The following is a 25,671-nucleotide window of genomic DNA, read 5'->3' as shown; positions in this document are numbered from 1 at the left end:
CTTATGACCGACACCCTGTTGTTCGCTGACCATGCGTACCTGCCCGATGGCTGGCGCCGTAACGTGTTGCTGCGCTGGGACGCGGCCGGCACGCTGACCGGCGTGACGCCCGACACCGATGCCCCGGCAGGCGTCGCGCGTGCGGCCGGGCCGGTGCTGCCCGGCATGCCGAACCTGCATTCGCACGCGTTCCAGCGCGCGATGGCGGGGCTCACCGAATACCGCGCGAATCCGGCCGACAGCTTCTGGAGCTGGCGCGACCTGATGTACCGCTTCGCGCTGAAGATCACGCCCGACGCGCTCGCGGCGATCGCGCGCTGGCTGTATGTCGAGATGCTCAAGTGCGGCTACACGTCGGTGTGCGAATTCCACTACGTGCACCACACGCAGGACGGCTCGCGTTATCCGCAGATCGCGGAACTCGGCACGCGCGTGATCGACGCCGCGCGCGAGGCCGGCATCGGCATCACGATGCTGCCGGTGTCGTACCAGTTCGCCGGCTTCGGCAACAAGCCGCCGCGCGACGACCAGCGCCGCTTCATCAACACGCCCGATGGCCTGCTCGAGCTGCTCGACACGATGCGTCGCGTGGCGCCGGAGCACGGCGGGCTGCGCTACGGCGTTGCACCGCACTCGCTGCGGGCGGTCTCCGAGAACGGGTTGCGCGTGCTGCTCGAGGGGCTGCCCGACGATGCGCCCGTGCATATCCATATCGCCGAGCAGACGGCCGAAGTCGACGACTGCGTGCGTGCGTACGGCGCACGCCCCGTGCAATGGCTGCTCGATCGCTTCGACGTCGATGCACGCTGGTGTCTCGTGCATGCGACGCATGTCGACGCGGCCGAAACGGCAGCGCTCGCGAAGCGTCGCGCGGTCGCCGGCCTGTGCCTGACGACCGAAGCGAACCTCGGTGACGGCGTGTTCCCGGCTGTCGACTATCTCGCGCAAGGCGGCGTGATCGGCGTTGGCTCCGACAGCCATGCGTCGGTCGAATGGCGTTCCGAGCTGCGCCTGCTCGAATACGGGCAACGGCTCGTGCACCGCGCGCGCAACGTGCTGGCGAGCGGCACGCAGGCGCATGTCGCCGATCGCCTGTTCGACGCGTCGCTCGCGGGCGGCGCGCAGGCCAGCGGGCGGCGTGTCGGTGCGCTGCGTGAAGGGTGCCGCGCCGACTGGCTCGTGCTCGATCCCGATCATCCGGCGATCGCCGAACACGACAGCACGTCGTGGTTGTCGGGTATCGTGTTCGCGGAGCACGGCGAGACGCCGGTGCTCGACGTCTATACGGGCGGCGAGCGCGTCGTGAGCGGCCGCCGCCATCGCGACGAAGCCGTCGCGTATGCCGACTACCGCGCCGCGCTGGCGCAACTGCTGCGCTGACGCGCGCAACCGGCGCACGCCGCATGCGTGCGCCGGCAGACCTTTAACGGTAATGCGACATGACTGAACAACCGGCTGTATTCACGCTGAAGCAGGGCACGCTGCCGCTGCTGATCTCGATCCCGCACGCAGGCACGCACATCCCCGACGACATCGCCGCGACGATGACGGCCGACGCGCGTTTCGTCGACGATTGCGACTGGCATCTCGAGCGGCTGTACGGATTCGCGGCCGGCCTCGGCGCATCGATCCTCGTACCGTCGCATGCGCGTTACGTCGTCGACCTGAACCGTCCGCCCGACAACGAGAACCTGTACCCGGGGCAGGACACGACGGGGCTCGTGCCGGTCGATACGTTCGACAAGGCGCCGCTATATCCGGCGAACGCGCTGCCCGGCAATGACGAGATCATGCGTCGCCGCGATCGCTACTGGCTGCCGTATCACGACGCGCTGCAACGCGAGGTCGCGCGCCTGAAGCGCGAGCATGGCCGCGTGCTCGTGTGGGAAGCGCATTCGATCCGCTCGCACGTGCCGCGCTTCTTCGACGGCCGCCTGCCGGATTTCAACTTCGGCACGTCGAGCGGCACGAGTGCCGCGCCGGGTCTGGCAGAAGCGCTGGCCACGCGCGTGCTCGAACATGGCGGCTATACGGCCGTCGCGAACGGGCGCTTCAAGGGCGGCTACATCACGCGTCACTATGGCGTGCCCGATACCGGCGTCGAGGCTGTGCAGCTCGAACTCTCGCAGATCACCTACATGGAAGAGACGCGTCCTTACGCGTATGACGAAACGCGTGCGGCGCGGATTGTGCCGCTATTGCAGACGCTCGTCGAAACCGCGCTCGCGCATCGCTGAACACGGGCCGCACGGATGCGGCAGCGCGGCGGAGCAGGTGCATCGCAGCCCGCCGGCACGCAGCGTGCCGCACCGATGCAATGCACAACACGGCATCGATCCACACGATCGATGCCGTTTTTTTCGTCTGGCTTTCGTCTGATCGATGCGGTCATCGGTACCTGAAAATTTGACGCAATTTCTAGGTGATATAAGCTGAATGTCAGGAAGTCGTCACGCGCGCATCGGCGGCGGGCCATCGATCGTGGCCGCGCCGCGCCGGAATTCGCTGCGAGACACCTTGCCGACGTGTCGCCGCGCGGCATTGCCGCATGCGCTTGATCGCGACACGTGTCCTGCATTCATCCGTCAGTCGAGTACGATCGTGAAAGCCGCCAGCCCTTCGATACGCCGGACGCGAAGTCCGTCGGCGGGCGCGCCGCCTCAGGCCGGGCCGATCCGGCATGCTGATCGCGGCACGCGTGCCGCCGCTTTACGCGAGCCTCGTTTCTTCGCCATTTCCCATCGCGGCCTGCGCCGCTTCAATCTCGTGGCTGCGCACGTGTTCAGCGCGGTGCAGTGCGACGGCAGCGCATCGTTGTTGCCCTAGCGTCCTTTTCCGCTTCCGTTCCGGGTTGCACCGCCTGTTGCCGCATCGTTCGCGCGGCAGGATCGCGCTTGAGCATGCGCCGCGCCGTGGTGCGCGCGTGCGGCGCCGGCGCGAGCCTTCATCGTCCCGTGTGCGAACGTGTCGCGCACGATTGCCGGAGAGACCCCCATGCGTGCGCGCCCGATCGTAGCCGTTACCGCCGACCGTATCCTGCGCGGTGCGCATCCGAACCACACGGCGGGGGAGAAGTACCTGGCCGCGCTCGTCGACGGTGCCGGCGCGCTGGCATTCGTGCTGCCCGCGCTCGGCGCGCGCCAGCCGGCCGATGCGATCGTCGCGGCGGTCGACGGGTTGCTGTTGACCGGCAGTCATTCGAACGTCGAGCCGCATCATTACGGCGGCGCCGCGAGCGCGCCCGACACGCTGCACGATCCCGCGCGCGACGCGACCGCGCTGCCGCTGGTCCGCGCGGCGATCGAAGCGGGCGTGCCCGTGCTCGCGATCTGTCGCGGCATGCAGGAGCTGAACGTCGCCTACGGCGGCACGCTGCATCAGCGGCTGCATGCGACGGCCGGCTTCGACGATCACCGCGAGCGGCCGGCCGATCCGCTCGAGCGGCAGTACGGCCCTGCGCACGTCGTGCAGTTCGCACCGGGCGGCCTGCTGCAGCGGGTCGCACGTGGCGCGCGGGAGGCGACGGTCAATTCGCTGCACGACCAGGGCATCGCGCAGCTCGGCGCGGGGCTCGTCGTCGAAGCCAGCGCGCCGGACGGACTGGTCGAGGCCGTCAGCGTGCGCGGTGCGCACGCGTTCGCGCTCGGCGTGCAGTGGCATCCCGAATGGCGCTACGCGGAACAGCCGCTGTCGCGCGACATCTTCGCGGCATTCGGTGCGGCCTGCCGCGCGCGCATGACGCATCGCATTCATGCAGCCGGTGGCGCAATGCCGTCGCCGGCCGCATCCGACGTCGACTGATAGAGGCCGATCATGCAACCCGAACTGAGCGAATTCCTGCGACAGCACCGCATCACCGAAGTCGAGGCGATCATCCCCGACATGGCCGGCATTGCGCGCGGCAAGATCATCCCGCGCAACAAGTTCGAATCCGGCGAATCGATGCGCCTGCCGCAGGCCGTGATGGTGCAGACCGTCACCGGCGACTACCCGGAGGACGGCACGCTGACCGGCGTGACCGATCCCGACATGGTGTGCGTGCCCGATCCGTCGACGATCTGCCTGATTCCGTGGGCCGTCGATCCGACCGCGCAGGTGATCCACGACTGCGTGCACTTCGACGGCTCGCCGGTCGAGATCTCGCCGCGCTACGTGTTGCGACGCGTGCTCGACCTGTACAAGGCGAAAGGCTGGCAGCCGGTCGTTGCGCCCGAGCTCGAGTTCTATCTCGTCGACATGAACGCCGATCCCGACCTGCCGCTGCGTCCACCGGTCGGCCGCACCGGGCGCGCGGAAACCGGCCGCCAGTCGTATTCGATCGAGGCCGTGAACGAGTTCGATTCGCTGTTCGAGGACATCTACGAATACTGCGAGATGCAGGGGCTCGATATCGAGACGCTGATCCACGAGGTCGGCGCCGCGCAGATGGAGATCAACTTCGTACACGGCGATGCGCTGTCGCTGGCCGACCAGGTGTTCCTGTTCAAGCGCACGGTGCGCGAGGCGGCGCTGCGCCACAACATGTACGCGACGTTCATGGCGAAGCCGATGCAGGACGAGCCGGGCTCGGCAATGCATATTCACCAGAGCCTCGCCGACGCGCGCACGGGGCGTAACCTGTTCTCCGACGAAGACGGTGCCGTGTCGCCGATGTTTCACAGCTATCTCGCGGGGCTGCAGAAGTACACGCCCGCGCTGATGCCGATCTTCGCGCCGTACATCAACTCGTATCGCCGCCTGTCGCGCTTCATGGCCGCGCCGATCAACGTGCAGTGGGGCTACGACAACCGCACGGTCGGCTTCCGCATCCCGCAGTCGGGCCCGTCGGCGCGCCGCATCGAGAACCGGATTCCGGGCGTCGACTGCAATCCGTACCTCGCGTTCGCGGCGACGCTCGCCGCCGGCTATCTCGGCTTGTCGCAGCAGCTCGCACCGACCGAGCCGATCGCGTCGGACGGCTACAACCTGCCGTATCAGCTGCCGCGCAATCTCGAGGAAGGCATCTCGTTGATGGCGGCCAGCACGCCGCTGGCCGGCATTCTCGGCGACAAGTTCGTGAAGGCGTACCTGGCGCTGAAGGACACCGAATACGAAGCGTTCTTCCGCGTGATCAGCTCGTGGGAGCGCAGGCATCTGCTGCTGCACGTCTGAGCGTGCGGCACGGTTATCCGGAGGAAACATGACCGATCGAAACGAAGCCTTCTCACCGCACTCGACCGCCGAATACCGCGCGCTCGATGCCGCCCACCACATCCACCCGTTCTCGGACATGGGCGCACTGAACCGCGCGGGCAGCCGCGTGATCGTGAAGGCCGATGGCGTCTACCTGTGGGACTCGGACGGCAACAAGATCATCGACGGGATGGCCGGCTTGTGGTGCGTGAACGTCGGCTACGGCTGCAAGGCACTCGCCGACGCCGCGTATCGCCAGCTGCAGGAACTGCCGTTCTACAACACGTTCTTCAAGACCACACACCCGCCGGTGATCGAACTCTCCGCGATGCTCGCGGAAGTGACGCCGGCCGGCTTCAACCACTTCTTCTATTGCAACAGCGGCTCGGAAGGCAACGACACCGTGCTGCGCCTCGTGCACCAGTGCTGGCGCGTGCAGGGCCAGCCGCAGAAGAAATACGTGATCTCGCGCAGGAACGGCTACCACGGCTCGACGATCGCGGGCGGCACGCTCGGCGGGATGGGCTACATGCACGAGCAGATGCCGTCGAAGGTCGAGCACATCGTGCACATCGACCAGCCGTATTTCTTCGGCGAAGCGGCGGTCGGCGAAACGCCCGAGGCATTCGGCCTTGCCCGCGCGCAGCAACTCGAGGCGAAGATCCTCGAACTCGGCGCGGAGAACGTCGCGGCATTCATCGGCGAGCCGTTCCAGGGCGCGGGCGGCGTGATCTTCCCGCCGTCGACGTACTGGCCGGAAATCCAGCGGATCTGCCGCAAGTACGACATCCTGCTCGTCGCCGACGAAGTGATCGGCGGCTTCGGACGCACCGGCGAATGGTTCGCACACCAGCACTTCGGCTTCGAGCCGGACCTGATCACGATGGCGAAGGGCCTCACGTCGGGCTACGTGCCGATGGGTGCCGTCGGCATTCATGAACGCGTGGCGCGGCCGATCATCGACAACGGCGAATTCAACCACGGCCTCACGTACTCGGGCCACCCGGTCGCGGCGGCCGTCGCGGTCGCGAACCTGAAGCTGCTGCGCGACGAAGGGATCGTCGAGCGTGTGAAGAACGACATCGGGCCGTACTTCCAGCGCCGGCTGCGCGATGCGCTGGCCGACCATCCGATCGTCGGGGAGATTGCGGGAGCGGGGCTGGTCGCGGGCGTTCAGCTTGCGCGCGACCGTAACCGGCGCGAGCGGTTCGGTGCGAATGTCGATATCGGGACGATCTGCCGCGACTTCTGCTTCAACGGCAACCTGATCATGCGTGCGACCGGCGACCGGATGCTGCTGTCGCCGCCGCTCGTGATTCGCGAGGCGGAGGTCGACGAGATCGTCGACAAGGCGAAGCGTGCGTTCGATGCGACGGCTCAGCGGGTGGGGCGTTCCACGTGAGCCGTTGTCGCGCCCGCCGTGACTACACGTGGGCGTAGCGCTGCAGATCGAATTCGATGATGCGCGCGACGCAAGCCGGGATGCTCGTCGTTCCGGTATCGAGGACGAGATCGGCGCAGACGGGTGCTTCGTATGGATCCGAGATGCCGGTGAACTGGCGGGTCTGGCCGGTGATTGCCTTTGCATACAGACGCTTCGGATCCCGCGCGGAGCAGGTCTCGATGTCGGTCTGCAGGTAGATTTCCACGAAGCGCTCGCGGCCGATGATGTCTCGTGCGAGTTGCCGGTCCGCGGCGTAGGGGGAGATCAGCGCAACGATTACCGTGATGCCCTGGGCGTTCAGCAGCTTCGCTATTTCGGCTGTGCGTCGACAGTTCTCCGCGCGGTCTTCGCGTTTGAAGCCGAGATCGGGCGACACACCCGCGCGGAGTTCGTCGCCGTCGAGCATGCAGACGGGGATCTGGTGTTCGCGAAGGTGGGCAGCGACCTGGCGCGAAAGTGTGGATTTGCCGGCGCCGCTCAGGCCGGTCAACCACAAGGTATGTGACGTGGACAGTGTCATGGCTGCTTCGGAACGGTGCGCACGGGTCACGCGATGCGTGATCCTGTGACTGGAACGGGAGCCGACGCTGCCTCGGTCGGCCGTTATCGTTGGGCGATTCTATTCAGCCGCTATCTGGCAGATGTTACGGATTGGTTACCGTGCATTACGCATACCGGGTCGCGAGAGTGGGCGGTGCGCGTTGCGGGGCCGAGTGTTCCCGAGTGTTCGAGACGCAGGGGATGTGCGAGGGGCGATGAACGGCGTCCGGCATGCGTTGGCGGCTCGGCGCCGAGTCGGACGGGGCAGCAATGGCGTGGCGCGAAGCCAAAACGAAAAGGGCCTGCGTCGTGAGACGCAGGCCCTTGAATTCTTTGGTGGGCGGTACTGGGATCGAACCAGTGACCCCTGCCGTGTGAAGGCAGTGCTCTACCGCTGAGCTAACCGCCCAAAGAAGCTGAAATTATGTCAGTGCTTTGAGGGTCTGTAAAGCACTTTCTGCAAATATTTTTCAGATACCCGCAAATACCTGCGAGCCGGCCGTGCGCTCAGCCCGCGAGCGCGGGCAGCGCGTCGATCGATGCGCGCACGTAGTCGGCGAAGCGCAGCGCAACCGGTTCGGCCGCGCCGCTGCGCTTCAGTGCGAGCGTGCGCGATTCGAGTGATGCATCCTTCAGCGGCCGGAACGCGAGCCGGTCGCTCTTCACCTGCTGCAACACGCGCGGCACGAGCGCGATACCCATCCCGAACTCGATCATCGACAGGATCGTCTGCCACAGCCGTGCCTCGTGGCGGATCAGCGGGCTGAAGCCGGCGTTCACGCATTGCGCGATGATCAGGTCGTGATAGTGCGGTGCCGCTTCGCGCGGGAACAGGATGAAGGGTTCTGTGGCCAGCGCGGCGAGCGCGACCTGCCTGCGCCGCGCGAGCGGATGCGCGGCCGGCAGGCAGCACACGAATGGCTCCGCATAGACGGGCACCGATTCGACCTCGGGCGGGAAGTGGCCCCAGTGCGCGTAGCCGAGATCGATCTGGCCGCGCTGGATCGCCTGCACTTGCGCCTGGGTGTTCATTTCGCTCAGCACGACCTCGACGCCCGGGTAGTCGGCCTCGAAGCGCTGCACGGCATCGGGCAGCCCGCGGTACAGCATCGAATGAACGAAGCCGATCCGCAGCCGGCCCGCGAGACCGGACGCGGAGCGCACCGTCAGGCGTTCGGCCTCGGCCGCCTGCAGCAGCAGCCGGCGCGCTTCGCCGAGCAGCACCTCGCCCGCGTTGGTCAGCGCGACGGTCTTGTTGGTGCGCGAGAACAGCTGGACGCCGAGCGTGTCCTCGAACTTGCGGATATCGAAACTCAGCGCCGGCTGCGAGATGAACAGGCGCTTCGCCGCGCGCCCGAAATGCAATTCCTCGGCGACCGCCACGAAGTAGCGCAACTGCCTCAGTTCCATGGTGTCTCCTCGCGGCGTCGGCATCGATAAGCGATATCTATCGTACCGGATAAATCCTGTATTGGACGCTTATCGATCGCGCGCCTACGCTCTGCGGAAGGCTTTGCGCGGGACTGGCCGGGTGCCGCGGCGGCGCCTCCAGCCGACGTGCAGGCAACCCAGGAGACGCACGCATGAACGACACCGCTCGCACGCCGGACGCCGGCGCATCCAACATCCCCGACAGCCGGGGCATCAATTTCTTCACAGCCGATCCCGACCTCGGCGCGTTGCTGAAGCTGCATCTCGGCGACGCGCACTATGCAGCGTTGGAGCCGCGCCTGCGCGCGCTCGGCGCACGCGTGTCGGGCGAGCTCGACGAATGGGCGTCGCGCGCGGACAAGCACCCGCCCGTGCTCGAGCACCGCAACCGGCGCGGCGAGGCCGTGCAGCGGATCGACAAGGATCCCGCGTACGTCGCGCTCGAACGCGTTGCATATGCGGAGCTCGGGCTCGCGTCGCTGAGCCACGGGCCGGAATCCGTGCCGCCGCTCGTCAAGTACGCGCTGACGTTCCTGTTCGTGCAGGCGGAATTCGGGCTGTGCTGCCCGGTCAGCATGACCGATTCGCTGACGCGTACGCTGCGCCGCTTCGGCGATCCGGCGCTCGTCGCGCGCTACCTGCCGATGCTTGCGTCGCGCGACTTCGACACGCTGTACCAGGGCGCGATGTTCATGACCGAGCAGGCGGCGGGTTCCGACGTCGGCAGGATCGCCACACGGGCGACGCGCGAGACGGACGCGCACGGCGAGACCGTCTGGCGCCTGACCGGCGACAAGTGGTTCTGCTCGAACGCGGACGCCGATCTCGCGATGGTGCTCGCGCGGCCCGACGGCGCGCCGGACGGCATCAAAGGCCTTGCGCTGTTCCTGCTGCCGAAGACACTGCCGGACGGCACGCGCAACCGCTACCGGATCGTGCGCCTGAAGGACAAGCTCGGCAGCCGGTCGATGGCGAGCGGCGAGATCGCACTCGAAGGTGCGCAGGCCTGGCTGATCGGCGAAATCGGCCGCGGCTTTCACCAGATGGCCGACATGATCAACATGTCGCGGCTGTCGAACGGTGTGCGCGCGGCGGGGCTGATGCGGCGCGCGCTGAACGAGGCGCTGCACGTCGCCGCGCACCGCGAGGCGTTCGGCCGCAAGCTGATCGAGATGCCGCTGATGCAGCGCCAGTTGCTGAAGATGCTGCTGCCGGCCGAGGCCGCGCGCGCGATGTTCATGCAGATCGCGCTGCTGCTGCCGCAGGCGGATGCGGGCGACGAGCAGGCCGCGCGCTGCGTGCGGATCCTGACGCCGCTGATCAAGTTCCGCGCGTGCCGCGATGCGCGGCGCGTGACGGGCGACGCGATGGAAGTGCGCGGCGGCACCGGCTACATCGAGGAGTGGAGCGACGCGCGTGTCGTGCGCGATGCGCATCTCGGCTCGATCTGGGAAGGCACGAGCAACATCGTCGCGCTCGACGTCGCGCGGGCCGCGCAGCGCGAGCAGGCGCTCGATGCGCTGCGTACGTTTCTTGGCGACCGCCTCGGCGCGGCGCCGCTGCCCGACGCGAGCCGCGCGGCGCTGCGGCGCATCCTCGCGCGCGCCTGCGACGCGCTCGCGCGGGTCGCGGCGGAAGGCGACGACGCGCGCGTGCGGCAGGCCGCATCCGCGCTGTACTACGCAAGCGCGGCCGTGCTGATGGCGTGCGAGGGTGCGCGGCTCGCGCCGGATTTCCGGCGTCTCGCGCTTGCGCACCTGGTCGTGCGCCACAAGCTGCTGCCGGTCGATCCGCTTGCGCCGGCATCGCGCGACGACGAATCCGCCGCCTACGACGCGCTGCTGCGCGGCACGCCGATCGCGCTCGATACCGCGCTCGACCTGCTGCCGGAGGTCGAACGATGACCGCTTCGCGTGGCGCACTGGACGGCCTGAAGGTCGTCGACCTGAGCCGTGTGCTCGGCGGCCCGTACTGCACGCAGGCGCTCGCCGACCACGGCGCGACGGTGGTCAAGATCGAGCCGCCGGACGGCGACGAGACGCGCGGCTGGGGGCCGCCGTTCCTCGGCGATACCGCGTGGTATTTCATGGGCGTCAACCGCAACAAGGAAGGGCTCGCGCTCGACCTGTCGCGCGACGAGGGCCGCGCGATCCTGTGGCGCCTGCTCGAAGAGGCCGACGTGCTCGTCGAGAACTTCAAGCCCGGCACGCTCGCGCGCTGGGGGATGGATTACGCACGCGACCTGCAACCGCGCTTCCCGCGGCTGATCCACTGCGCGGTGACGGGCTTCGGCGAAGGGGGGCCGCTCGGCGGGCTGCCCGGCTACGACGCGGTGATCCAGGCGATGGCGGGGCTGATGAGCGTCAACGGTGAGCGCGACGGCGATGCGACGCGTATCGGCCTGCCGATCGTCGACATGGTCACGGGCCTCAATGCGCTCGCGGGCATCCTGCTGGCGCTCGCGGAGCGCGAGAAGAGCGGGTGCGGACAGTCGATCGACATCGCGCTGTACGACTGCGGCGTGTCGCTGCTGCATCCGCACCTGCCGAATTTCTTCGGTTCAGGGCGCGTGCCGGCGCGCAGCGGCAACGCGCATCCGAACATCGCGCCGTACGACAGCTACCGCACGGCGACCGTGCCGATCTTCCTCGCGATCGGCAACGACCGGCAGTTCGCGCGGCTCGTCGCGCATCTCGGCGTGCCGGCGCTCGCGGGCGATCCACGCTTCGTCGACAACCGCAACCGCTGCGCGCACCGTCCCGAGCTGAAGGCCGAACTGGAAGCACGGCTCGCCGAGCACGCATGCGAGCCGCTCGCGCGCGACCTGATGGCGGCCGGCGTGCCGTGCGGGCCGGTGCGAACGGTGGCCGACGTCGCGCACGATCCGCATGCGCTGCACCGGAACCTGTTCGTCGAGATCGGCGCGTATCGCGGCACGGCGTCGCCGGTGAAGTTGTCGCGCACGCCGGCCACCTATCGTTCGCCGCCGCCCGCGCTGGGCGGCGACACGCGCGCGGTGCTCGATCGCCTCGGCGTCGATCCCGCGCTTCAGCAGCAACTGCTCGAGGCCGGTGTTCTGAGGGCGGCGCCCGACCAGACGTGACCGGCCGACGGGGCCCGCAGGCGAGCATGACGGGCCGGCAGGCCGCAACGAAAAGCAGCGCAACACAGGGCAACGCAACCTGAAGCAACATCGCCGGCCGGCGGCGTAAAGCCGGTCACCCGGAAAAGGCGCGCGACAGTCGCGCCACCGATCACAGACATGGAGACATCGATGAGCCGTCCGCAATCCCCGTCCGCCGCTCAGCCGCAGCCGCGGCCCGGCCGCGCCGCCTTCGCGGCGTTCGTCGGCACCACGATCGAGTGGTACGACTTCTACATTTACGGCACCGCCGCGGCGCTCGTGTTCGGCAAGGTGTTCTTTTCGAGCACGATGGATCCCGGCGTCGCGACGCTGCTTGCGTTCGTCACGTTCTGGGCCGGCTTCGCCGCGCGGCCGCTCGGCGGCATCGTGTTCGGGCATCTCGGCGATCGTGTCGGCCGCAAGACCGCGCTCGTGATCACGCTGGTGATGATGGGGCTGGCGACGACCGGCATCGGCCTGTTGCCCGGCTACGCGCAGATCGGCGTATGGGCGCCGGCCGGCCTCGTCGTGCTGCGCGTACTGCAGGGCATCGCGGTCGGCGGCGAGTGGGGCGGCGCGGTGCTGATCGCGAGCGAGAACGCGCCGAAGCATCGCAGCATCCTGTATGCGGCGTTCGCGCAGCAGGGTTCGCCCACCGGCAACCTGCTCGCGACCGCCGCGTTCTTCGCGCTGAGCGCGCTGCCGACACCGTCGTTCCTGATGTGGGGCTGGCGCATTCCGTTCCTGCTGTCGGCCGTGCTCGTGATCATCGGCATGGTGATCCGGCTGAAGCTCGAGGAGTCGGCCGACATGCAGCGCGTGCTCGCGCGCAAGCGCACCGTGAAGCTGCCGCTGCGCGACGTCGTGCGCGATCACTGGGTGGTCGTGCTGCTCGCGGCCGGCACGCTGCCGGTGATCAACGTCACGTACTTCCGCAGCACGTTCGCGCTGTCATGGGCGACGAAGGAGCTCGGCTACGCGCAGGGCACGTTCCTCGGCATCCTGTCGATCTCGCTCGTCGTGCAGTTCCTGCTGCAGCCGGTCGGCGCGTGGTTCGTGTCGAAGGTCGACATGCGCCGCGCGATGTGCTGGATCCTGATTCCGGAAATCGTGCTGATGCCCGTGATGTTCCATGCGCTCGCGACGCGGTCGTACTGGGTGGCCGTCGCGGGCATGTGCATCTCGACGATTCCGTCGGCGATGTTCTATGGCGCGGTCGGCGGCGTGCTCGCGCGGGTGTTCCCGGCGAACATCCGCTACACGGGCCTGTCGCTCGCGTATCAACTGAGCGCGCTCGTCGTCGGCGGCGGCACGCCCGTGCTCGCGCAGGCGATCCTCAATGCGACCGGCAGCATCGTGGGCGTCGCGGTCGCATCGGGGCTTTACGCGTTCGTGTCGCTCGTCTGCATGCTGGCGCTGCTGAATCGCACCGGGTATCGCGCGGACGAACTGTCGACGGCCGAACGCAGCGACGCGGCCGAATGGGGCACCGAAGGCGGCAGCGCGGAATCCGCGGCTGACGGGAATGCACAGCCGGGCGAAGGCGGTGCGCTGAAGCCGGCCGGCTGAGCGGCACGCAACGCTGCCGCGCGGGAGGCCGGAACGCATCGGATGCGTATCGCCAAAAGAAAACGGCACCGTGCGAAACACGGTGCCGTCTTTCCCAGAGCGCGCGGCCGGCAGGCTGCCGGCCGCGCGCGTCGCGTCATCAGCCTTCCGTCGGCGGCACGTAGCCGGACGCCTGGTCCGCGCCGTCGCCGAAGAAGTACTTTTCCGTCTGCTTCATCAGGTACTGGCGCGCGCGCGGGTCGGCCATGTTCAGGCGGTTCTCGTTGATCAGCATCGTCTGCTGCTTGAGCCAGCCCTGCCACGCTTCCTTCGAGACGCTCTCGTAAATGCGCTTGCCGAGTTCGCCCGGCAGCGGCGGGAAATCGAGGCCTTCGGCTTCCTTGCCGAGCTTCGCGCATTGAATCATTCGAGCCATCGTGTACTTCTCCTGTAATCGAACTGGGGGGAGGGCAGTCGTGCCTGCGCTCAGAGCTGCTTCATCAGCACGAGCGACTTGCGCTGCCAGTTATAGAGTTTGCGGCGGTCTTCCGGCAGGTCGTCGACGCTGACCTTGACGAAGCCGCGCTTGAGGAACCAGTGCTCGGTGCGCGTCGTGAGCACGAAGATGTGCGTGAGGCCGCGCGCGCGGGCGCGCTGCTCGATGCGCTTGAGCAGGCGTTCGCCGTCGCCCGAGCCCTGTGCTTCCGGCGCGACCGTCAGGCACGCCATCTCGCCGATCTTCTCCTGCTGGTACGGATACAGCGCCGCGCAGCCGAACAGCACGCCATCGTGCTCGATCACCGAGAAGTGGTCGATGTCGCGTTCGATCTGGTGGCGGCCGCGCCGCACCAGCGTGCCGTCCGACTCGAGCGGCTCGATCAGCGACAGGATGCCGCCGACGTCGTCCGGCGTCGCCTCGCGCAGGCTCTCGAGGTTCTCGTACGAGATCATCGTGCCGACGCCATCGTGCAGGAACAGTTCGAGCAGCATGCTGCCGTCGAGCGACTGCGGGATCAGGTGGGCACGCGTCACGCCGCCGCGGCACGCGCGGATCGAGTGCTTCAGGAAGAACGCGTCGTCGCCCTGGACGTTGCCGGAATCGAGCAGCTCGGCGGCGGCGTCGAGCGACATTTCGCGCACCAGCTCGCCTTCGTCGTCGACGATGCCGGGCGCTTCGGTCAGGAAGATGATCTTGTCGGCGCGCAGCGCGATCGCGGCCGCCGACGCGACGTCTTCCATCGACAGGTTGAACGCTTCGCCGGTCGGCGAGAAGCCGAGCGGCGACAGCAGCACGAGCTTGCGGCTCGCGAGCGAATGACGGATCGATTCGGCGTCGATCTTGCGCACGATGCCCGTATGCGCGAAATCGACCCCGTCGAGAATCCCCACCGGCCGCGCGGTCACGAAGTTGCCCGACACGACGCTGATGTGCGCGTGCGCCATCGGCGAGTTCGGCAGACCCTGGCTGATCGCGGCCTCGATGTCGAGACGCACTTCACCGGCCGCTTCCTTCGCGGATTCGAGCGCGCGCGCATCGGTGATGCGCAGGCCGTGCGAAAACTCGGATTCGACACCATGCAGGCTCAGCTGCTCCTCGACCTGCGGGCGCGAGCCGTGCACCAGCACGATCTGGATACCCATCGCCTGCAGCAGCGCGATGTCGGACACGAGCGCGTTCAGGAGCCCCTGCTGCACCACCTCGCCGCCAAACCCCACGACGAACGTGCTGTTGCGGAACTTGTGGATATAGGGCGCGACGGAGCGCATCCAGTCGACGAACTGCGCGTGACTGGCGGCCGAGTCGTCGGCGGCCGGCGGCGTCGTGGCGCCGGTCTGGGCGGGGGGGAGGTCGGTTTGGGAATTCATGGGCGGGATTATAATGCGCCCCCATGTCGAATGTTTCTAAAAGTCCCGCGCCGACGCGGGCCAATACGCCGTCGGCCCGGCACCCGGATGGTGCGGCCGATGCACGCGAGCAGCAGGGCCAGCCGCCGCGCCAGCAGCAGGACAAGCCGGCGGGCACGCCGGCACACGCGCCGCGCGGTGACGAACGGCGCGGCGATGCGCGCCAGCCGGCCGCGAAGGGCGCACCGCAGGCAACGGGCGAGCGCCCCCCGCGCCGCGAGCGTGCGCCGCGCGCCATCGTCGCGCCGAATCCCGTTCCGCCGATCACGTACCCCGAAAGCCTGCCCGTGTCGGGCAAGCGCGACGAAATCGCGCGCGCGATCGCCGGTCATCAGGTTGTCATCGTCTGCGGCGAAACCGGCTCGGGCAAGACCACGCAGCTGCCGAAGATCTGTCTCGATCTCGGCCGCGGCCTCGGTGCCGGCGGCACGGGCCTGATCGGCCATACGCAGCCGCGCCGGCTCGCCGCGTCGTCCACCGGCCGCCGGATCGCCGAGGAACTCGGCACGCCGTTCGGCGAGGTGGTCGGCTACAAGGTGCGCTTTACCGACAACCTCGCACCGGGCGCGTCCGTGAAGCTGATGACGGACGGCATCCTGCTCGCCGAGACGCAGACCGACCCGCTGCTGAAGGCGTACGACACGCTGATCATCGACGAGGCGCACGAGCGCAGCCTGAACATCGACTTCCTGCTCGGCTACCTGAAGGAAATCCTGCCGCGGCGCCCGGACCTGAAGCTGATCGTCACGTCCGCGACGATCGACGCCGATCGCTTCGCGCGCCATTTCGGTACCGACGAGCGCCCGGCGCCCGTGATCGAGGTGAGCGGGCGGCTGTATCCGGTCGAGATGCGCTACCGGCCGGTGGCAGAAGATCGCCCGGCCGTGAAGAACGCCGAAGGCACGGGCGGCCGCGACCGCGTGAAGACCGCGCGCGAAGCCGAGCGCGACCTGATGGACGCGATCGTCGACGCGGTCGACGAGTTGTGCCGCGAAGGCCCCGGCGACGTGCTGGTGTTCCTGCCCGGCGAGCGCGAGATTCGCGAGGCGGCCGAGGCGCTGCGCAAGCACCATCCGCCGCACACCGAGATCCTGCCGCTGTTCGCGCGGCTCTCGGCCACCGACCAGGACAAGGTGTTCAAGGCGTCGAATGCGCGCCGGATCGTGCTCGCGACCAACGTGGCGGAAACCTCGCTGACGGTGCCGGGCATCCGCTACGTGGTCGACACGGGCCTCGCGCGCGTGAAGCGCTATTCGTACCGGAACAAGGTCGAGCAGCTGCAGGTCGAGTCGATCTCGCAGGCGGCCGCGAACCAGCGCGCGGGCCGTTGCGGCCGCGTGGCCGACGGTATCTGCATTCGCTTGTACGAGGAAAGCGACTACCAGGCGCGCGCGCGCTTCACCGATCCGGAAATCCTGCGCTCATCGCTTGCGTCGGTGATCCTGCGGATGAAGTCGCTGCACCTGACGGCGATCGAATCGTTCCCGTTCCTCGAACCGCCGCCCGGCCGCGCGATCGCGGACGGCTATCAATTGCTCAACGAACTCGGCGCGGTCGACGACGACAACGCGCTGACGCCGCTCGGCCGCGAACTCGCGCGACTGCCGCTCGACCCGCGGGTCGGCCGGATGATTCTGGCCGCACGCGACCAGCAGTCGCTGCGCGAGGTGCTGATCATCGCGAGCGCACTGTCCGTGCAGGACCCGCGCGACCGGCCGATCGAGGCGCAGGAGCAGGCCGACCAGGCGCACCGCCGGTTTGCCGACGAGCGTTCCGAATTCCTGCAGTGGCTGAAGATCTGGGCGTGGTTCGAAGAGGCGGTTGCGCACAAGAAGTCGAACCGCCAGCTCATCGACGCATGCCGGCAGAACTTCCTGTCGCACCTGCGGCTGCGCGAGTGGCGCGACGTCCATTCGCAGCTGCTGACCGTCGTGCGCGAGCACGGTTGGCGGCTCAACGAAACCGAGGCGACTTACGAGCAGGTCCATCTGGCCCTGTTGACCGGGCTGCTCGGCAACCTCGGCATGAAGGCCGACGACGATCCGCACTATCTCGGCGCGCGCGGGATCAAGTTCTACCTGTGGCCGGGCTCCGTGCTCGCGAAGAAGGCCGGCCGCTGGGTGATGGCGGCCGAGCTCGTCGAGACGAGCCGGTTGTACGCGCGCTGCCTCGCGAAGATCGAGCCCGAATGGGTCGAGAAGATCGGCGCGCACCTGCTGAAGAAATCGCTGTCGGAGCCGCACTGGGAAAAGCGCCCGGCGCAGGTCAGCGCGTTCGAGCGCGCGACGCTGTACGGGCTGCCGATCTACCACCGCCGGCGCGTCGCGTTCGGCAAGCAGGATCCGGCGCGTGCGCGCGAGCTGTTCATCCGGGGCGCGCTGGTCGAAGGCGAATTCGACACGAAGCTGCCGTTCTTCGCGCACAACCGCAAGCTGCTCGCCGACATCGAGCAGCTCGAGCACAAGTCGCGTCGGCAGGACGTGCTGGTCGACGACGAGCTGATCTACGCGTATTACGACCAGGCGATCCCGGAAGGCATCCACACGGGTGCCGCATTCGAGCGCTGGTATCGCGACGAGGTGAAGAAGGGCGGCCAGCCGGAGGACAAGCAGCGGCTGCTGTACCTGTCGCGCGACGACCTGATGCGCCACGAGGCGGCCGGCGTGACGACCGAGCTGTTCCCGAAGCGCGCGACGATGGCCGGCGTCGAGATGGCGCTCACGTATCACTTCGAGCCCGGCACGCCGCGCGACGGCGTGACGCTCGCGGTGCCGCTGTACGCACTGAACCAGGTCGACGCGCGCCGCTGCGAGTGGCTCGTGCCGGGGATGCTGAAGGAAAAGGTGCAGTTGCTGCTGAAGTCGCTGCCGCAGAAGCTGCGCCGGCACTGCGTGCCGCTGCCCGAGTACGCGGCCGGCTTCGTCGAACGGATGGGCCGCGAGCGCTTTGGCGCGGGCGGGCTCGTCGAGGCGCTGATCGCCGACGTGCGCGGCGAGACGCAAATCGCGATGAAGACGGCCGACTTCAAGCTCGAGACGCTGCCCGCGCACCTGTTCATGAACTTCAAGGTGATCGACGAGCACGGCCGCCAGCTCGCAATGGGGCGCAATCTCGCGCAGCTTCGCCAGGAGCTGGGCGCGCAGGCGCAGCAGCAGTTCCAGAAGATCGCGGCGGCGTCGACGATCGCGACGGGCGGCGATGCCGATGCAGGTCAGCCGGTCGGCCAGGCGCCGGCGGCGCCCGCCACTGCCGGCACCGCCGGTCGCGGCGCGAAGGCCGGCAAGGGCGCGGCGCCGCAGACGTCCGCTCCGGCGGAAGCCGGCGCGACCGCGCTGTACGAGAACCTGACGACGTGGAATTTCGGCAAGCTCCCCGAGCTGCTGGAGATCCGCCGGCGCGGCCAGACGCTGTACGGCTACCCGGCGCTCGTCGATCGCGGCACGCATTGCGACGTCGAGGTGTTCGATTCGCCGGAGGAGGCCGCGCGCATTCACCGGGCCGGCCTGCGGCGGTTGTTCGCGCTGCAGCTGAAGGAGCCGATCAAGTTCCTCGAGAAGAACCTGCCGGGCTTGCGCGAGATGGCGATGCAGTACATGTCGCTCGGCACGCAGGACGAGCTGCGCGACCAGCTGATCGACACGGCGCTCGACCGCGCGTGCCTGCAGGATCCGCTGCCCGACGACGATGCGAGCTTCCACGCGCGCCGCGACGAGGGCCGCAGCCGCCTGAACCTGCTCGCGCAGGAAATCGCGCGGCTGGTCGGGCAGATCCTGGCCGAATACGCGGGGCTCGTGAAGAAGCTCGCGCAGGCGAAGCCGTTCGCGCAGGCGCATGCGGACCTGCAGCAGCAGCTCGCCGCGCTGGTCGGCAAGCGTTTCGTGATCGACACGCCCTACGCGCAACTGGCGCACTTCCCGCGCTACCTGAAGGGCATCGCGCTGCGGATCGACAAGCTGAAGGCCGATCCGGCGCGCGACGCGAAGCAGTCCGGCGACCTGTTGCCGCTCGCCCAGCAGTACCAGCGCGCGGTGTCGCAGCGCGGCGGCGTCGCGGATCCGCGGCTCGCGGAATTCCGCTGGCTGCTCGAGGAATTGCGGATTTCGCTGTTCGCGCAGGAACTGCGCACGCCGATGCCTGTCTCTGTCAAGCGTCTGCACAAGGTCTGGGAGTCGATGCAGCGCTAGCGCAACATCGGCTTCCCGGGTCCCGCACCGGCGGCTGGCCCCGGCCGGCCGCGCGGCGCTTGCCGCGCCGGCCAGCCGGGCCGCCGCCGCGTGCGTCGAAGTGGCGCAATGCCGGCTTCCGTCAACCGGCCGGGCCGGTTGAACGTTTTACAATGACGGTTGTTCCACGACGTGAGTCTTCATGCGCACTTTCCTTTCCCTCGGCCGCACGCTCGCGCTGGCCGCCGCCGTGCTGGCGCCCGCCGCCCACGCGAATAACGTGATCATCCTCAATTCGGCCGAAGCGACGCTTTCCCTGATCGACCAGCAGACCCGCCAGGTCATCGGCACGATGCCGACCGGCAAGGAACCGCACCACCTGATGGCGACGCCCGATAATTCGTCGCTGATCGTTGCAAATTCGGTCTCGAACAGCCTGATGTTCCTCGATCCGAAGACGGGCAAGCTGCAGCGCACCGTCGAGGGTATCGACGATCCGTACCAGCTCGGCTTCTCGCCCGATCGCAAGTGGTTCGCGGCCGCCGGCCTGCGCCTCGATCGCGTGGACATCTACGGCTACGACGGCCGCGACCTGAAGCTCGTGAAGCGCGTGCCGCTCGAAGTGATGCCGAGCCACCTCGCGTTCACGAAGGACAGCAAGACGGTGCTCGTGTCGCTGCAGGTGTCCGGCGAGATCGCGGCGATCGATCTGCCGACGCAGACGGTCAAGTGGAAGATGAAGGTCGGCAAGGTGCCGGCCGGCCTGTGGCTCACGCCGGACGACAAATACCTGCTCGTCGGCATGACGGGCGCGGATTACGTTGCGGTGGTCGACTGGCGCAACCAGAAGGTCGTCAAGCAGATCTACACCGGCAAGGGCGCGCACAACTTCCGTTCGCTCGCCGACGGCACGCACGTCGCCGTGACGAACCGGGTCGCGAACACGATCAGCATCATCGACGAGAACACGCTCACCAACGTCGGCGACATCACCGGCCTGCTGCCGGGCCCGGACGACATGGAGCTGTCCGCCGACAAGAAGACGCTGTGGGTGACGTTCCGCTTCGCGAAGAAGGTCGGGATCATCGACCTCGCGTCGCGCAAGCTGGTGCAGACGATCGCCGTCGGCCGTTCGCCGCACGGGATCTACTTCTACGACCGCGCGCCGTGGCGCGCCGCGAACGGCGCGTGACGGGCGGGGGCGAACGATGCTGCACCTGATCGATGCGTTCGTGTCGGACATCCAGACCTGGCTGTACGTCGACGTCGTGCAACCGCTCCTCTTCAAGTTCAACCTGATGGACTATGACGAGGACACCTACGACGCGCTGTACTGGGTGATCGTCGGCGCGCTGCAGATGGTGCTGATGTTCGTGCTGCTGCGCCCGTTCGAGGCGCTGCTGCCCGTCGAGCGCTGGACGAACCGCCGTGCCGTGCGGGTCGACGTGATCTACACCGCGATCGCGAAGCTCGGCATCTACTCGCTGTTCTTCTTCTTCGCGCTGCAGCCGGTGTTCGACAACTTCCAGGCGTGGCTGCGCCTGCACGGCATCGCGAACGTCAACCTCGACTACCTGTGGCCGGGCGTGACCTCGAAGCCGATCGTCGCGTTCGCGATCTATCTCGTCGTGCTCGATTTCGCCGGCTACTGGTATCACCGCTGGCAGCACAAGTTCGGCATCTGGTGGGAGCTGCACGCGGTGCATCACAGCCAGCGCCAGATGTCGCTGTGGTGCGACGACCGCAACCACGTGCTCGACGACGTGATCCAGTCGTGCTTCTTCGCGGCGATCGCGCTCGTGATCGGCGTGACGCCGTCGCAGTTCGTCGTGCTGACTGCGTTCACCAATTTCATGCAGAGCATTCAGCACACGAATGCGCGGCTGTCGTTCGGCTGGCTCGGCGAGCGCCTGTTCGTGAGCCCGATCTTCCACCGGCGCCACCACGCGGTCGGCTACGGCCACGAAGGCACGAAGTACGGCTGCAACTTCGGCGTGCTGTTCCCGTGGTGGGACATGATGTTCGGCACCGCGTCGTGGAACCGCACGGTCGAGCCGACCGGCATCCGCGACCAGGTCGAGGGCGTGTCCTACGGCGAAGGCTTCTGGTCGCAGCACGGCCTCGCGTTCGTGCGGATCTTCCGGCGCCTGTTCCCCGCCAAGCGCGGCGCGGCATCGGCCTGATCCGGCCCTTCCCACGTTGAGCGGCTCTCCCACGCGGCCCGCATGTGCTTTGGCGCATGCGGGCCGCGTGGTTTATCCTTTCCCCGTTTTTCTCTGTCGATACAGGCTCGCATGAACGACTTGCTGCGCTCTTTCGTCCGGGCGCTCGCCAGCGCGCTGCACCCGCGCATGCTGTGGCTCACCCTGATGCCGTTCGTCGTCTCGGCGCTGCTCTGGGGTGCCGTGCTGTGGTTCTCGTGGCAGACGCTGCTGGATATCGCGCGCGGCGCGCTCGACGGCTTCGTGCTGACGGCCATGCTGTATCGCGCGTTCGACGCGATCGGCATGTCGCAGCTGCATGCGGTCGTCGCGCCGTTCGTGGTCGTGTCGCTCGCGATCCCGCTGATCGTACTGACGGTGCTGCTGCTGATCGCGACGATCTCGATGCCGGTCGTGATCAAGCACCTGTCGAACCGGCAGTTCGCGGCGCTCGAGTCGAAGCGGGGCGGCACCTTCTTCGGCAGCGCGTTCAATTCGCTCGGCGCGGCGCTCGTCGGCGTCGTGCTGCTGGTCGTCACGATCCCGCTGTGGCTGATTCCGCCGTTCTTCGCGCTGCTGCCGCCCGTGATCTGGGGCTGGCTCACGTACCGCGTGATGACCTACGACGCGCTCGCGCTGCACGCGAGCCGCGACGAGCGCCGGGCGCTCGTGCGCCAGCACCGCTGGCCGCTGATCGGCATCGGCGTCGCGACCGGGCTGCTCGGCACCGTGCCGACCTTCGTGTGGGTATCGTCGGTCTGGATGATGGTGCTGTTCCCGTTCGTCGCGGCGGCCATGATCTGGGTTTACGCTTTCATCCTCGTCTTCTCGGCGCTGTGGTTCGGGCATTACTGCCTGCGCGCGCTGGAGGACCTGCGTGCGAGTTCGCGCGCCACCGCAATCGACATGGGGCAGGCATGAGCATCGGCATCATCATCATCGGCGACGAAATCCTTTCGGGACGCCGGCAGGACAAGCATCTGGCGAAGGTCATCGAGCTGCTCGGCGCGCGCGGCCTCGCGCTCGACTGGGCCGAATACGTCGGCGACGATCCGGCGCGCATCACGGCGACCCTCGCCCGCGCGATCGCGTCGGGCGACATCGTGTTCTCGACCGGCGGGATCGGCGCGACGCCGGACGACCACACGCGCCAGTGCGCGGCCGCCGCGCTCGGCGTGACGCTCGAGCTGCATCCGGAAGCGAAGGTGCTGATTTCGGAGCGGATCCGCGAAACGCACGCCGATCCGGCCACGCCGGTCGACTTCGAGTCGCCGGAGAACCAGCACCGCTTCAACATGGGTGTGTTCCCGGTGGGCGCGACGATCATCCCGAACGGCTACAACCGGATTCCCGGTTTCTCGGTCGGCGACCTGCACTTCGTGCCGGGCTTCCCGGTGATGGCGTGGCCGATGATCGAATGGGTGCTCGATACGAAGTACGCGCATCTGCATCATGCGACGCCGCACGCGGAGCGTTCGCTGTACGTGTTCGAGCTGCCGGAATCGACGCTCACGCCGCTGATGGAGCGCATCGAGCGCGATTTCCCGGGCGTGCGCGTGTTCAGTCTGCCGAGCGTGGGCGATACGGAGCGCGGCGGGATCTATGCGCGCCGTCACATCGACCTCGGCGTGAAGGGCGAGCCGGAAGCGGTCGCGGCCGCGTACGTGAAGCTGCGCGAAGGCGTGCACCTGCTCGGCGGCGACGTCGTCGAACCCGAGACGCCGCGCGCCTGAGCGGCCCGCCAACCGGCGGCACAAAAACCACGGGCCGCGCAACGCGGCCCGTCATCGGCATGTCATCGCCCGGCTCGACGATGAGGTTGTCGTCACCGGCGGAAGCGGCGCGCCGTCAGGCGCCGATCCACGGCAGTTTCCGGAAGCACCAGCCGTCGACCGTCTTGCGGTGGCCCTCGGCGTCCTTCGCGCCCTCGAAGCCTTCGAGCAGGTCGAACGCCTTCGTGAAGCCGGCCTGCGTGGAGGCGACCGCGGCGAGTTTCGAGCGCGCGGCGCTGCGGCACAGGAACAGGATCGGTGTATCGGCCGGGAGGGCCGCCTTCAGTTCGTTGACGAATTCGGCGTTCGGCACGCCGCCCGGGTAGCGCGTCCATTCGAGGTGCAGGTACTGGCCGTCGCCGACCAGCGGGCGGCCGATCCAGTCGAGTTCGGCGCGGGTGCGCACGTCGACGAGGCGCGCCGACGGATCGAGCTGCAGCAACTCGAAGGCTTCGGCCGGCAGCAGCGCCCCGGCGTAGTTGAGCGCGCCTTGGGCGCGGCGTTCGTCGGCCTTCGTGTAAAGCTGGTCGAGCGTACTCATGGCAGGGAGCCTCCTATCGGTCAAACGAACATTCTAGCGCGGCGTCGCGGCACGGATGGCCGTGTGGGGTACGGTGCGCGCACCACACACGCGCTCACCAAAAAAGTGCAGAATGGCGCGCATGCACCAGAATGATTCCGTGGCCGCGGTGCGTTGCGACGATTGCACCATGGCGGTGCCATCGAGCGGCGGGCGGTGCGACGTCGAGCCCCGGAATTGCGCAGCCCGGCCCCGGCGCGGCGAGCGCCGGCGCGATTCGCGCCAATCTTGCGCACAGGTGGCACGGAAGCTGCTTTATAGAATTCGGTCGAATCGGGGCGCGCTGCGCCAAAGCAAGATCCCGATCAGCTCGATAAACGAGGCGGTTCCCAGTCCGCCAGAATTGTTCAATCAGGAGAAGAGGTTATGAGTAAAACCGTCGCCGACGTCATGCAACTCGTGAAGGACGAGGACTGCAAGTTTGTCGATTTCCGCTTCACGGACACGCGTGGCAAGGAACAGCACGTGTCGGTGCCGGTTTCGGCGTTCGACGAAGACAAATTCGAAAGCGGCCATGCATTCGACGGTTCGTCGATCGCGGGCTGGAAGGGTATCGAGGCGTCGGACATGCTGCTCATGCCGGACCCGAACGCAGCCTTCATCGACCCGTTCTATGAAGAGTCGACCCTCGTGCTGACCTGCGACGTGGTCGAGCCGGCCGACGGCAAGGGCTACGAGCGCGACCCGCGTTCGCTCGCGAAGCGCGGCGAAGCGTACCTGAAGAGCACGGGCATCGGCGACACGGCCTACTTCGGTCCGGAACCGGAATTCTTCATTTTCGACTCGGTCCAGTGGAACACGGACATGTCGGGCTGCTTCGTGAAGATCAACTCGGAAGAAGCGCCGTGGTCGGCAGGCAAGGAATTCGAAGGCGGCAACACGGGCCACCGTCCGGGCACGAAGGGCGGCTACTTCCCGGTCGCGCCGGTCGACACGTTCCAGGACATGCGTTCGGAAATGTGCCTGCTGCTCGAACAGCTCGGCATCCCGGTCGAAGTGCACCACCACGAAGTGGCGGGCCAGGGCCAGAACGAAATCGGCACGAAGTTCTCGACGCTGGTCGAGCGCGCCGACTGGACGCAATGGTCGAAGTACATCATCCATAACGTCGCGCACTCGTACGGCAAGACGGCGACGTTCATGCCGAAGCCGGTCGTCGGCGACAACGGTTCGGGTATGCACGTTCACCAGTCGATCTGGAAGGACGGCCAGAACCTGTTCGCGGGCAACGGTTACGCCGGCCTGTCGGAACTGGCGCTGTTCTACATCGGCGGCATCATCAAGCACGCTCGCGCGCTGAACGCGATCACGAACCCGACGACGAACTCGTACAAGCGTCTGGTCCCGCACTTCGAAGCACCGGTCAAGCTCGCTTACTCGGCACGCAACCGTTCGGCATCGATCCGCATTCCGCACGTGTCGAACCCGAAGGGCCGCCGTATCGAAACGCGCTTCCCGGATCCGATGGCGAACCCGTACCTGTGCTTCACGGCGCTGATGATGGCCGGCCTCGACGGGATCCAGAACAAGATCCATCCGGGCGAAGCAGCGGACAAGAACCTGTACGACCTGCCGCCGGAAGAGGATGCAAAGATCCCGACCGTCTGCGCGGGCCTCGACCAGGCACTCGAAGCGCTCGACAAGGATCGCGAGTTCCTGACGCGCGGCGGCGTGTTCACGGACGGCATGCTCGATGCATACCTCGCGCTGAAGGAGCAGGAGCTGGCGAAGTTCCGCATGACGACGCACCCGATCGAGTTCGAGATGTACTACTCGCTGTAATCGGCGATG

At 67.6% G+C, this 25,671-nt stretch carries 19 protein-coding genes and 1 tRNA gene; 14 read left to right on the top strand and 6 right to left on the bottom strand.

The annotated features are described in order from the left end of the window. The first annotated feature begins 3 nt into the window (after positions 1–3). From HAV18_RS23285 to HAV18_RS23260, 5 genes are all read left to right on the top strand, one after another. Entirely contained in the window at positions 4–1,380 is a 1,377-nt protein-coding gene (locus tag HAV18_RS23285) for a formimidoylglutamate deiminase (RefSeq protein WP_166960385.1), read from the top strand. A gap of 59 nt (positions 1,381–1,439) precedes the next feature. Then, positions 1,440–2,237 (top strand): N-formylglutamate deformylase, encoded by a 798-nt coding sequence (gene hutG / locus HAV18_RS23280; RefSeq protein ID WP_166960382.1) that lies wholly within the window; start codon positions 1,440–1,442, stop codon positions 2,235–2,237. A 757-nt stretch (positions 2,238–2,994) separates the two neighbouring features. Continuing rightward, positions 2,995–3,801, top strand: a complete 807-nt coding sequence (locus HAV18_RS23270; protein WP_166960376.1) for a gamma-glutamyl-gamma-aminobutyrate hydrolase family protein — start codon at positions 2,995–2,997, stop codon at positions 3,799–3,801. A 12-nt stretch (positions 3,802–3,813) separates the two neighbouring features. Next, positions 3,814–5,151 carry a glutamine synthetase family protein gene (locus tag HAV18_RS23265; RefSeq protein ID WP_166960373.1) on the top strand — a complete coding sequence of 446 codons (1,338 nt, stop codon included), beginning with the start codon at positions 3,814–3,816 and terminating at the stop codon, positions 5,149–5,151. Between the two features lie 28 nt (positions 5,152–5,179). Beyond that, a complete protein-coding gene (locus tag HAV18_RS23260) occupies positions 5,180–6,574 on the top strand; it encodes an aspartate aminotransferase family protein (protein WP_166960370.1) in 1,395 nt (464 codons plus the stop codon). A 22-nt stretch (positions 6,575–6,596) separates the two neighbouring features. Here HAV18_RS23260 and cysC read toward each other — a convergent pair whose 3' ends face one another. The 3 genes from cysC to HAV18_RS23245 form a co-directional block, all read right to left on the bottom strand. Next, complete coding sequence (cysC, locus tag HAV18_RS23255; protein WP_347814783.1) at positions 6,597–7,166, bottom strand: adenylyl-sulfate kinase; 570 nt, start codon at positions 7,164–7,166, stop codon at positions 6,597–6,599. A 324-nt stretch (positions 7,167–7,490) separates the two neighbouring features. After that, positions 7,491–7,565: transfer RNA gene (locus HAV18_RS23250), tRNA-Val, on the bottom strand. 98 nt (positions 7,566–7,663) lie between these two features. Continuing rightward, positions 7,664–8,566 carry a LysR family transcriptional regulator gene (locus HAV18_RS23245; protein WP_166960364.1) on the bottom strand — a complete coding sequence of 301 codons (903 nt, stop codon included), beginning with the start codon at positions 8,564–8,566 and terminating at the stop codon, positions 7,664–7,666. Between the two features lie 173 nt (positions 8,567–8,739). On the opposite strand from HAV18_RS23245, the gene HAV18_RS23240 reads away from it, so the two are divergent. The 3 genes from HAV18_RS23240 to HAV18_RS23230 all read left to right on the top strand — a co-directional run bounded on the left by HAV18_RS23240 (position 8,740) and on the right by HAV18_RS23230 (position 13,280). Next, positions 8,740–10,491 carry an acyl-CoA dehydrogenase family protein gene (locus HAV18_RS23240; protein WP_166960362.1) on the top strand — a complete coding sequence of 584 codons (1,752 nt, stop codon included), beginning with the start codon at positions 8,740–8,742 and terminating at the stop codon, positions 10,489–10,491. After that, entirely contained in the window at positions 10,488–11,690 is a 1,203-nt protein-coding gene (locus HAV18_RS23235; RefSeq protein WP_166960359.1) for a CaiB/BaiF CoA-transferase family protein, read from the top strand. Before HAV18_RS23240 ends, HAV18_RS23235 begins: the two co-directional genes overlap by 4 nt. 171 nt (positions 11,691–11,861) lie before the next feature. Beyond that, positions 11,862–13,280 (top strand): MFS transporter, encoded by a 1,419-nt coding sequence (locus HAV18_RS23230; protein ID WP_166960356.1) that lies wholly within the window; start codon positions 11,862–11,864, stop codon positions 13,278–13,280. A 139-nt stretch (positions 13,281–13,419) separates the two neighbouring features. On the opposite strand, the gene HAV18_RS23225 is transcribed toward HAV18_RS23230, so the two are convergent. Together HAV18_RS23225 and argA are read right to left on the bottom strand one after the other, a co-directional pair. After that, a complete protein-coding gene (locus HAV18_RS23225; RefSeq protein ID WP_006478357.1) occupies positions 13,420–13,695 on the bottom strand; it encodes an oxidative damage protection protein in 276 nt (91 codons plus the stop codon). A 50-nt stretch (positions 13,696–13,745) separates the two neighbouring features. Next, positions 13,746–15,125 carry an amino-acid N-acetyltransferase gene (argA, locus tag HAV18_RS23220; protein WP_039364826.1) on the bottom strand — a complete coding sequence of 460 codons (1,380 nt, stop codon included), beginning with the start codon at positions 15,123–15,125 and terminating at the stop codon, positions 13,746–13,748. A 23-nt stretch (positions 15,126–15,148) separates the two neighbouring features. On the opposite strand from argA, the gene hrpA reads away from it, so the two are divergent. The 5 genes from hrpA (at position 15,149) to HAV18_RS23195 (ending at position 23,261) form a co-directional block, all read left to right on the top strand. Then, complete coding sequence (gene hrpA, locus HAV18_RS23215) at positions 15,149–19,348, top strand: ATP-dependent RNA helicase HrpA (RefSeq protein ID WP_166960353.1); 4,200 nt, start codon at positions 15,149–15,151, stop codon at positions 19,346–19,348. Between the two features lie 181 nt (positions 19,349–19,529). Further along, complete coding sequence (locus tag HAV18_RS23210) at positions 19,530–20,519, top strand: beta-propeller fold lactonase family protein (protein ID WP_166960350.1); 990 nt, start codon at positions 19,530–19,532, stop codon at positions 20,517–20,519. A 16-nt stretch (positions 20,520–20,535) separates the two neighbouring features. Then, the gene (locus HAV18_RS23205; protein WP_166960347.1) at positions 20,536–21,510 is read left to right on the top strand and encodes a sterol desaturase family protein; all 975 of its coding nucleotides are present in this window, start codon (positions 20,536–20,538) and stop codon (positions 21,508–21,510) included. Positions 21,511–21,621: 111 nt separating this feature from the next. After that, a complete protein-coding gene (locus HAV18_RS23200) occupies positions 21,622–22,449 on the top strand; it encodes an EI24 domain-containing protein (RefSeq protein WP_166960344.1) in 828 nt (275 codons plus the stop codon). After that, a complete protein-coding gene (locus HAV18_RS23195) occupies positions 22,446–23,261 on the top strand; it encodes a molybdopterin-binding protein (protein ID WP_166960341.1) in 816 nt (271 codons plus the stop codon). Before HAV18_RS23200 ends, HAV18_RS23195 begins: the two co-directional genes overlap by 4 nt. Before the next feature lie 115 nt (positions 23,262–23,376). Here HAV18_RS23195 and HAV18_RS23190 read toward each other — a convergent pair whose 3' ends face one another. Continuing rightward, positions 23,377–23,841 carry a rhodanese-like domain-containing protein gene (locus HAV18_RS23190; protein ID WP_085039235.1) on the bottom strand — a complete coding sequence of 155 codons (465 nt, stop codon included), beginning with the start codon at positions 23,839–23,841 and terminating at the stop codon, positions 23,377–23,379. 405 nt (positions 23,842–24,246) lie between these two features. Between HAV18_RS23190 and glnA the strand changes: the two genes are divergently transcribed. Continuing rightward, on the top strand, positions 24,247–25,662 hold the full coding sequence (gene glnA, locus HAV18_RS23185; RefSeq protein WP_129512515.1) for a type I glutamate--ammonia ligase: 1,416 nt from the start codon (positions 24,247–24,249) through the stop codon (positions 25,660–25,662). Positions 25,663–25,671 lie beyond the last annotated feature (9 nt).

Source organism: Burkholderia sp. D-99 (assembly GCF_011605345.1).
Classification (GTDB): domain Bacteria; phylum Pseudomonadota; class Gammaproteobacteria; order Burkholderiales; family Burkholderiaceae; genus Burkholderia.
The sequence above is the reverse complement of the archived record's forward strand: the minus strand, read 5'-3'. Positions and strand labels throughout refer to the sequence as shown.

Excerpts from the sequence above, each read along its gene's own strand:
- HAV18_RS23190 (WP_085039235.1), bottom strand. The coding sequence starts at position 23,841 with ATGAGTACGCTCGACCAGCTTTACACGAAGGCCGACGAACGCCGCGCC.
- HAV18_RS23285 (WP_166960385.1), top strand. The coding sequence starts at position 4 with ATGACCGACACCCTGTTGTTCGCTGACCATGCGTACCTGCCCGATGGC.
- HAV18_RS23195 (WP_166960341.1), top strand. The coding sequence starts at position 22,446 with ATGAGCATCGGCATCATCATCATCGGCGACGAAATCCTTTCGGGACGC.
- hrpA (WP_166960353.1), top strand. The coding sequence starts at position 15,149 with ATGTCGAATGTTTCTAAAAGTCCCGCGCCGACGCGGGCCAATACGCCG.
- HAV18_RS23230 (WP_166960356.1), top strand. The coding sequence starts at position 11,862 with ATGAGCCGTCCGCAATCCCCGTCCGCCGCTCAGCCGCAGCCGCGGCCC.
- HAV18_RS23270 (WP_166960376.1), top strand. The coding sequence starts at position 2,995 with ATGCGTGCGCGCCCGATCGTAGCCGTTACCGCCGACCGTATCCTGCGC.
- argA (WP_039364826.1), bottom strand. The coding sequence starts at position 15,125 with ATGAATTCCCAAACCGACCTCCCCCCCGCCCAGACCGGCGCCACGACG.
- HAV18_RS23245 (WP_166960364.1), bottom strand. The coding sequence starts at position 8,566 with ATGGAACTGAGGCAGTTGCGCTACTTCGTGGCGGTCGCCGAGGAATTG.
- HAV18_RS23265 (WP_166960373.1), top strand. The coding sequence starts at position 3,814 with ATGCAACCCGAACTGAGCGAATTCCTGCGACAGCACCGCATCACCGAA.
- HAV18_RS23205 (WP_166960347.1), top strand. The coding sequence starts at position 20,536 with ATGCTGCACCTGATCGATGCGTTCGTGTCGGACATCCAGACCTGGCTG.
- HAV18_RS23235 (WP_166960359.1), top strand. The coding sequence starts at position 10,488 with ATGACCGCTTCGCGTGGCGCACTGGACGGCCTGAAGGTCGTCGACCTG.
- HAV18_RS23240 (WP_166960362.1), top strand. The coding sequence starts at position 8,740 with ATGAACGACACCGCTCGCACGCCGGACGCCGGCGCATCCAACATCCCC.
- HAV18_RS23200 (WP_166960344.1), top strand. The coding sequence starts at position 21,622 with ATGAACGACTTGCTGCGCTCTTTCGTCCGGGCGCTCGCCAGCGCGCTG.
- glnA (WP_129512515.1), top strand. The coding sequence starts at position 24,247 with ATGAGTAAAACCGTCGCCGACGTCATGCAACTCGTGAAGGACGAGGAC.
- HAV18_RS23210 (WP_166960350.1), top strand. The coding sequence starts at position 19,530 with ATGCGCACTTTCCTTTCCCTCGGCCGCACGCTCGCGCTGGCCGCCGCC.
- hutG (WP_166960382.1), top strand. The coding sequence starts at position 1,440 with ATGACTGAACAACCGGCTGTATTCACGCTGAAGCAGGGCACGCTGCCG.
- HAV18_RS23260 (WP_166960370.1), top strand. The coding sequence starts at position 5,180 with ATGACCGATCGAAACGAAGCCTTCTCACCGCACTCGACCGCCGAATAC.
- HAV18_RS23225 (WP_006478357.1), bottom strand. The coding sequence starts at position 13,695 with ATGGCTCGAATGATTCAATGCGCGAAGCTCGGCAAGGAAGCCGAAGGC.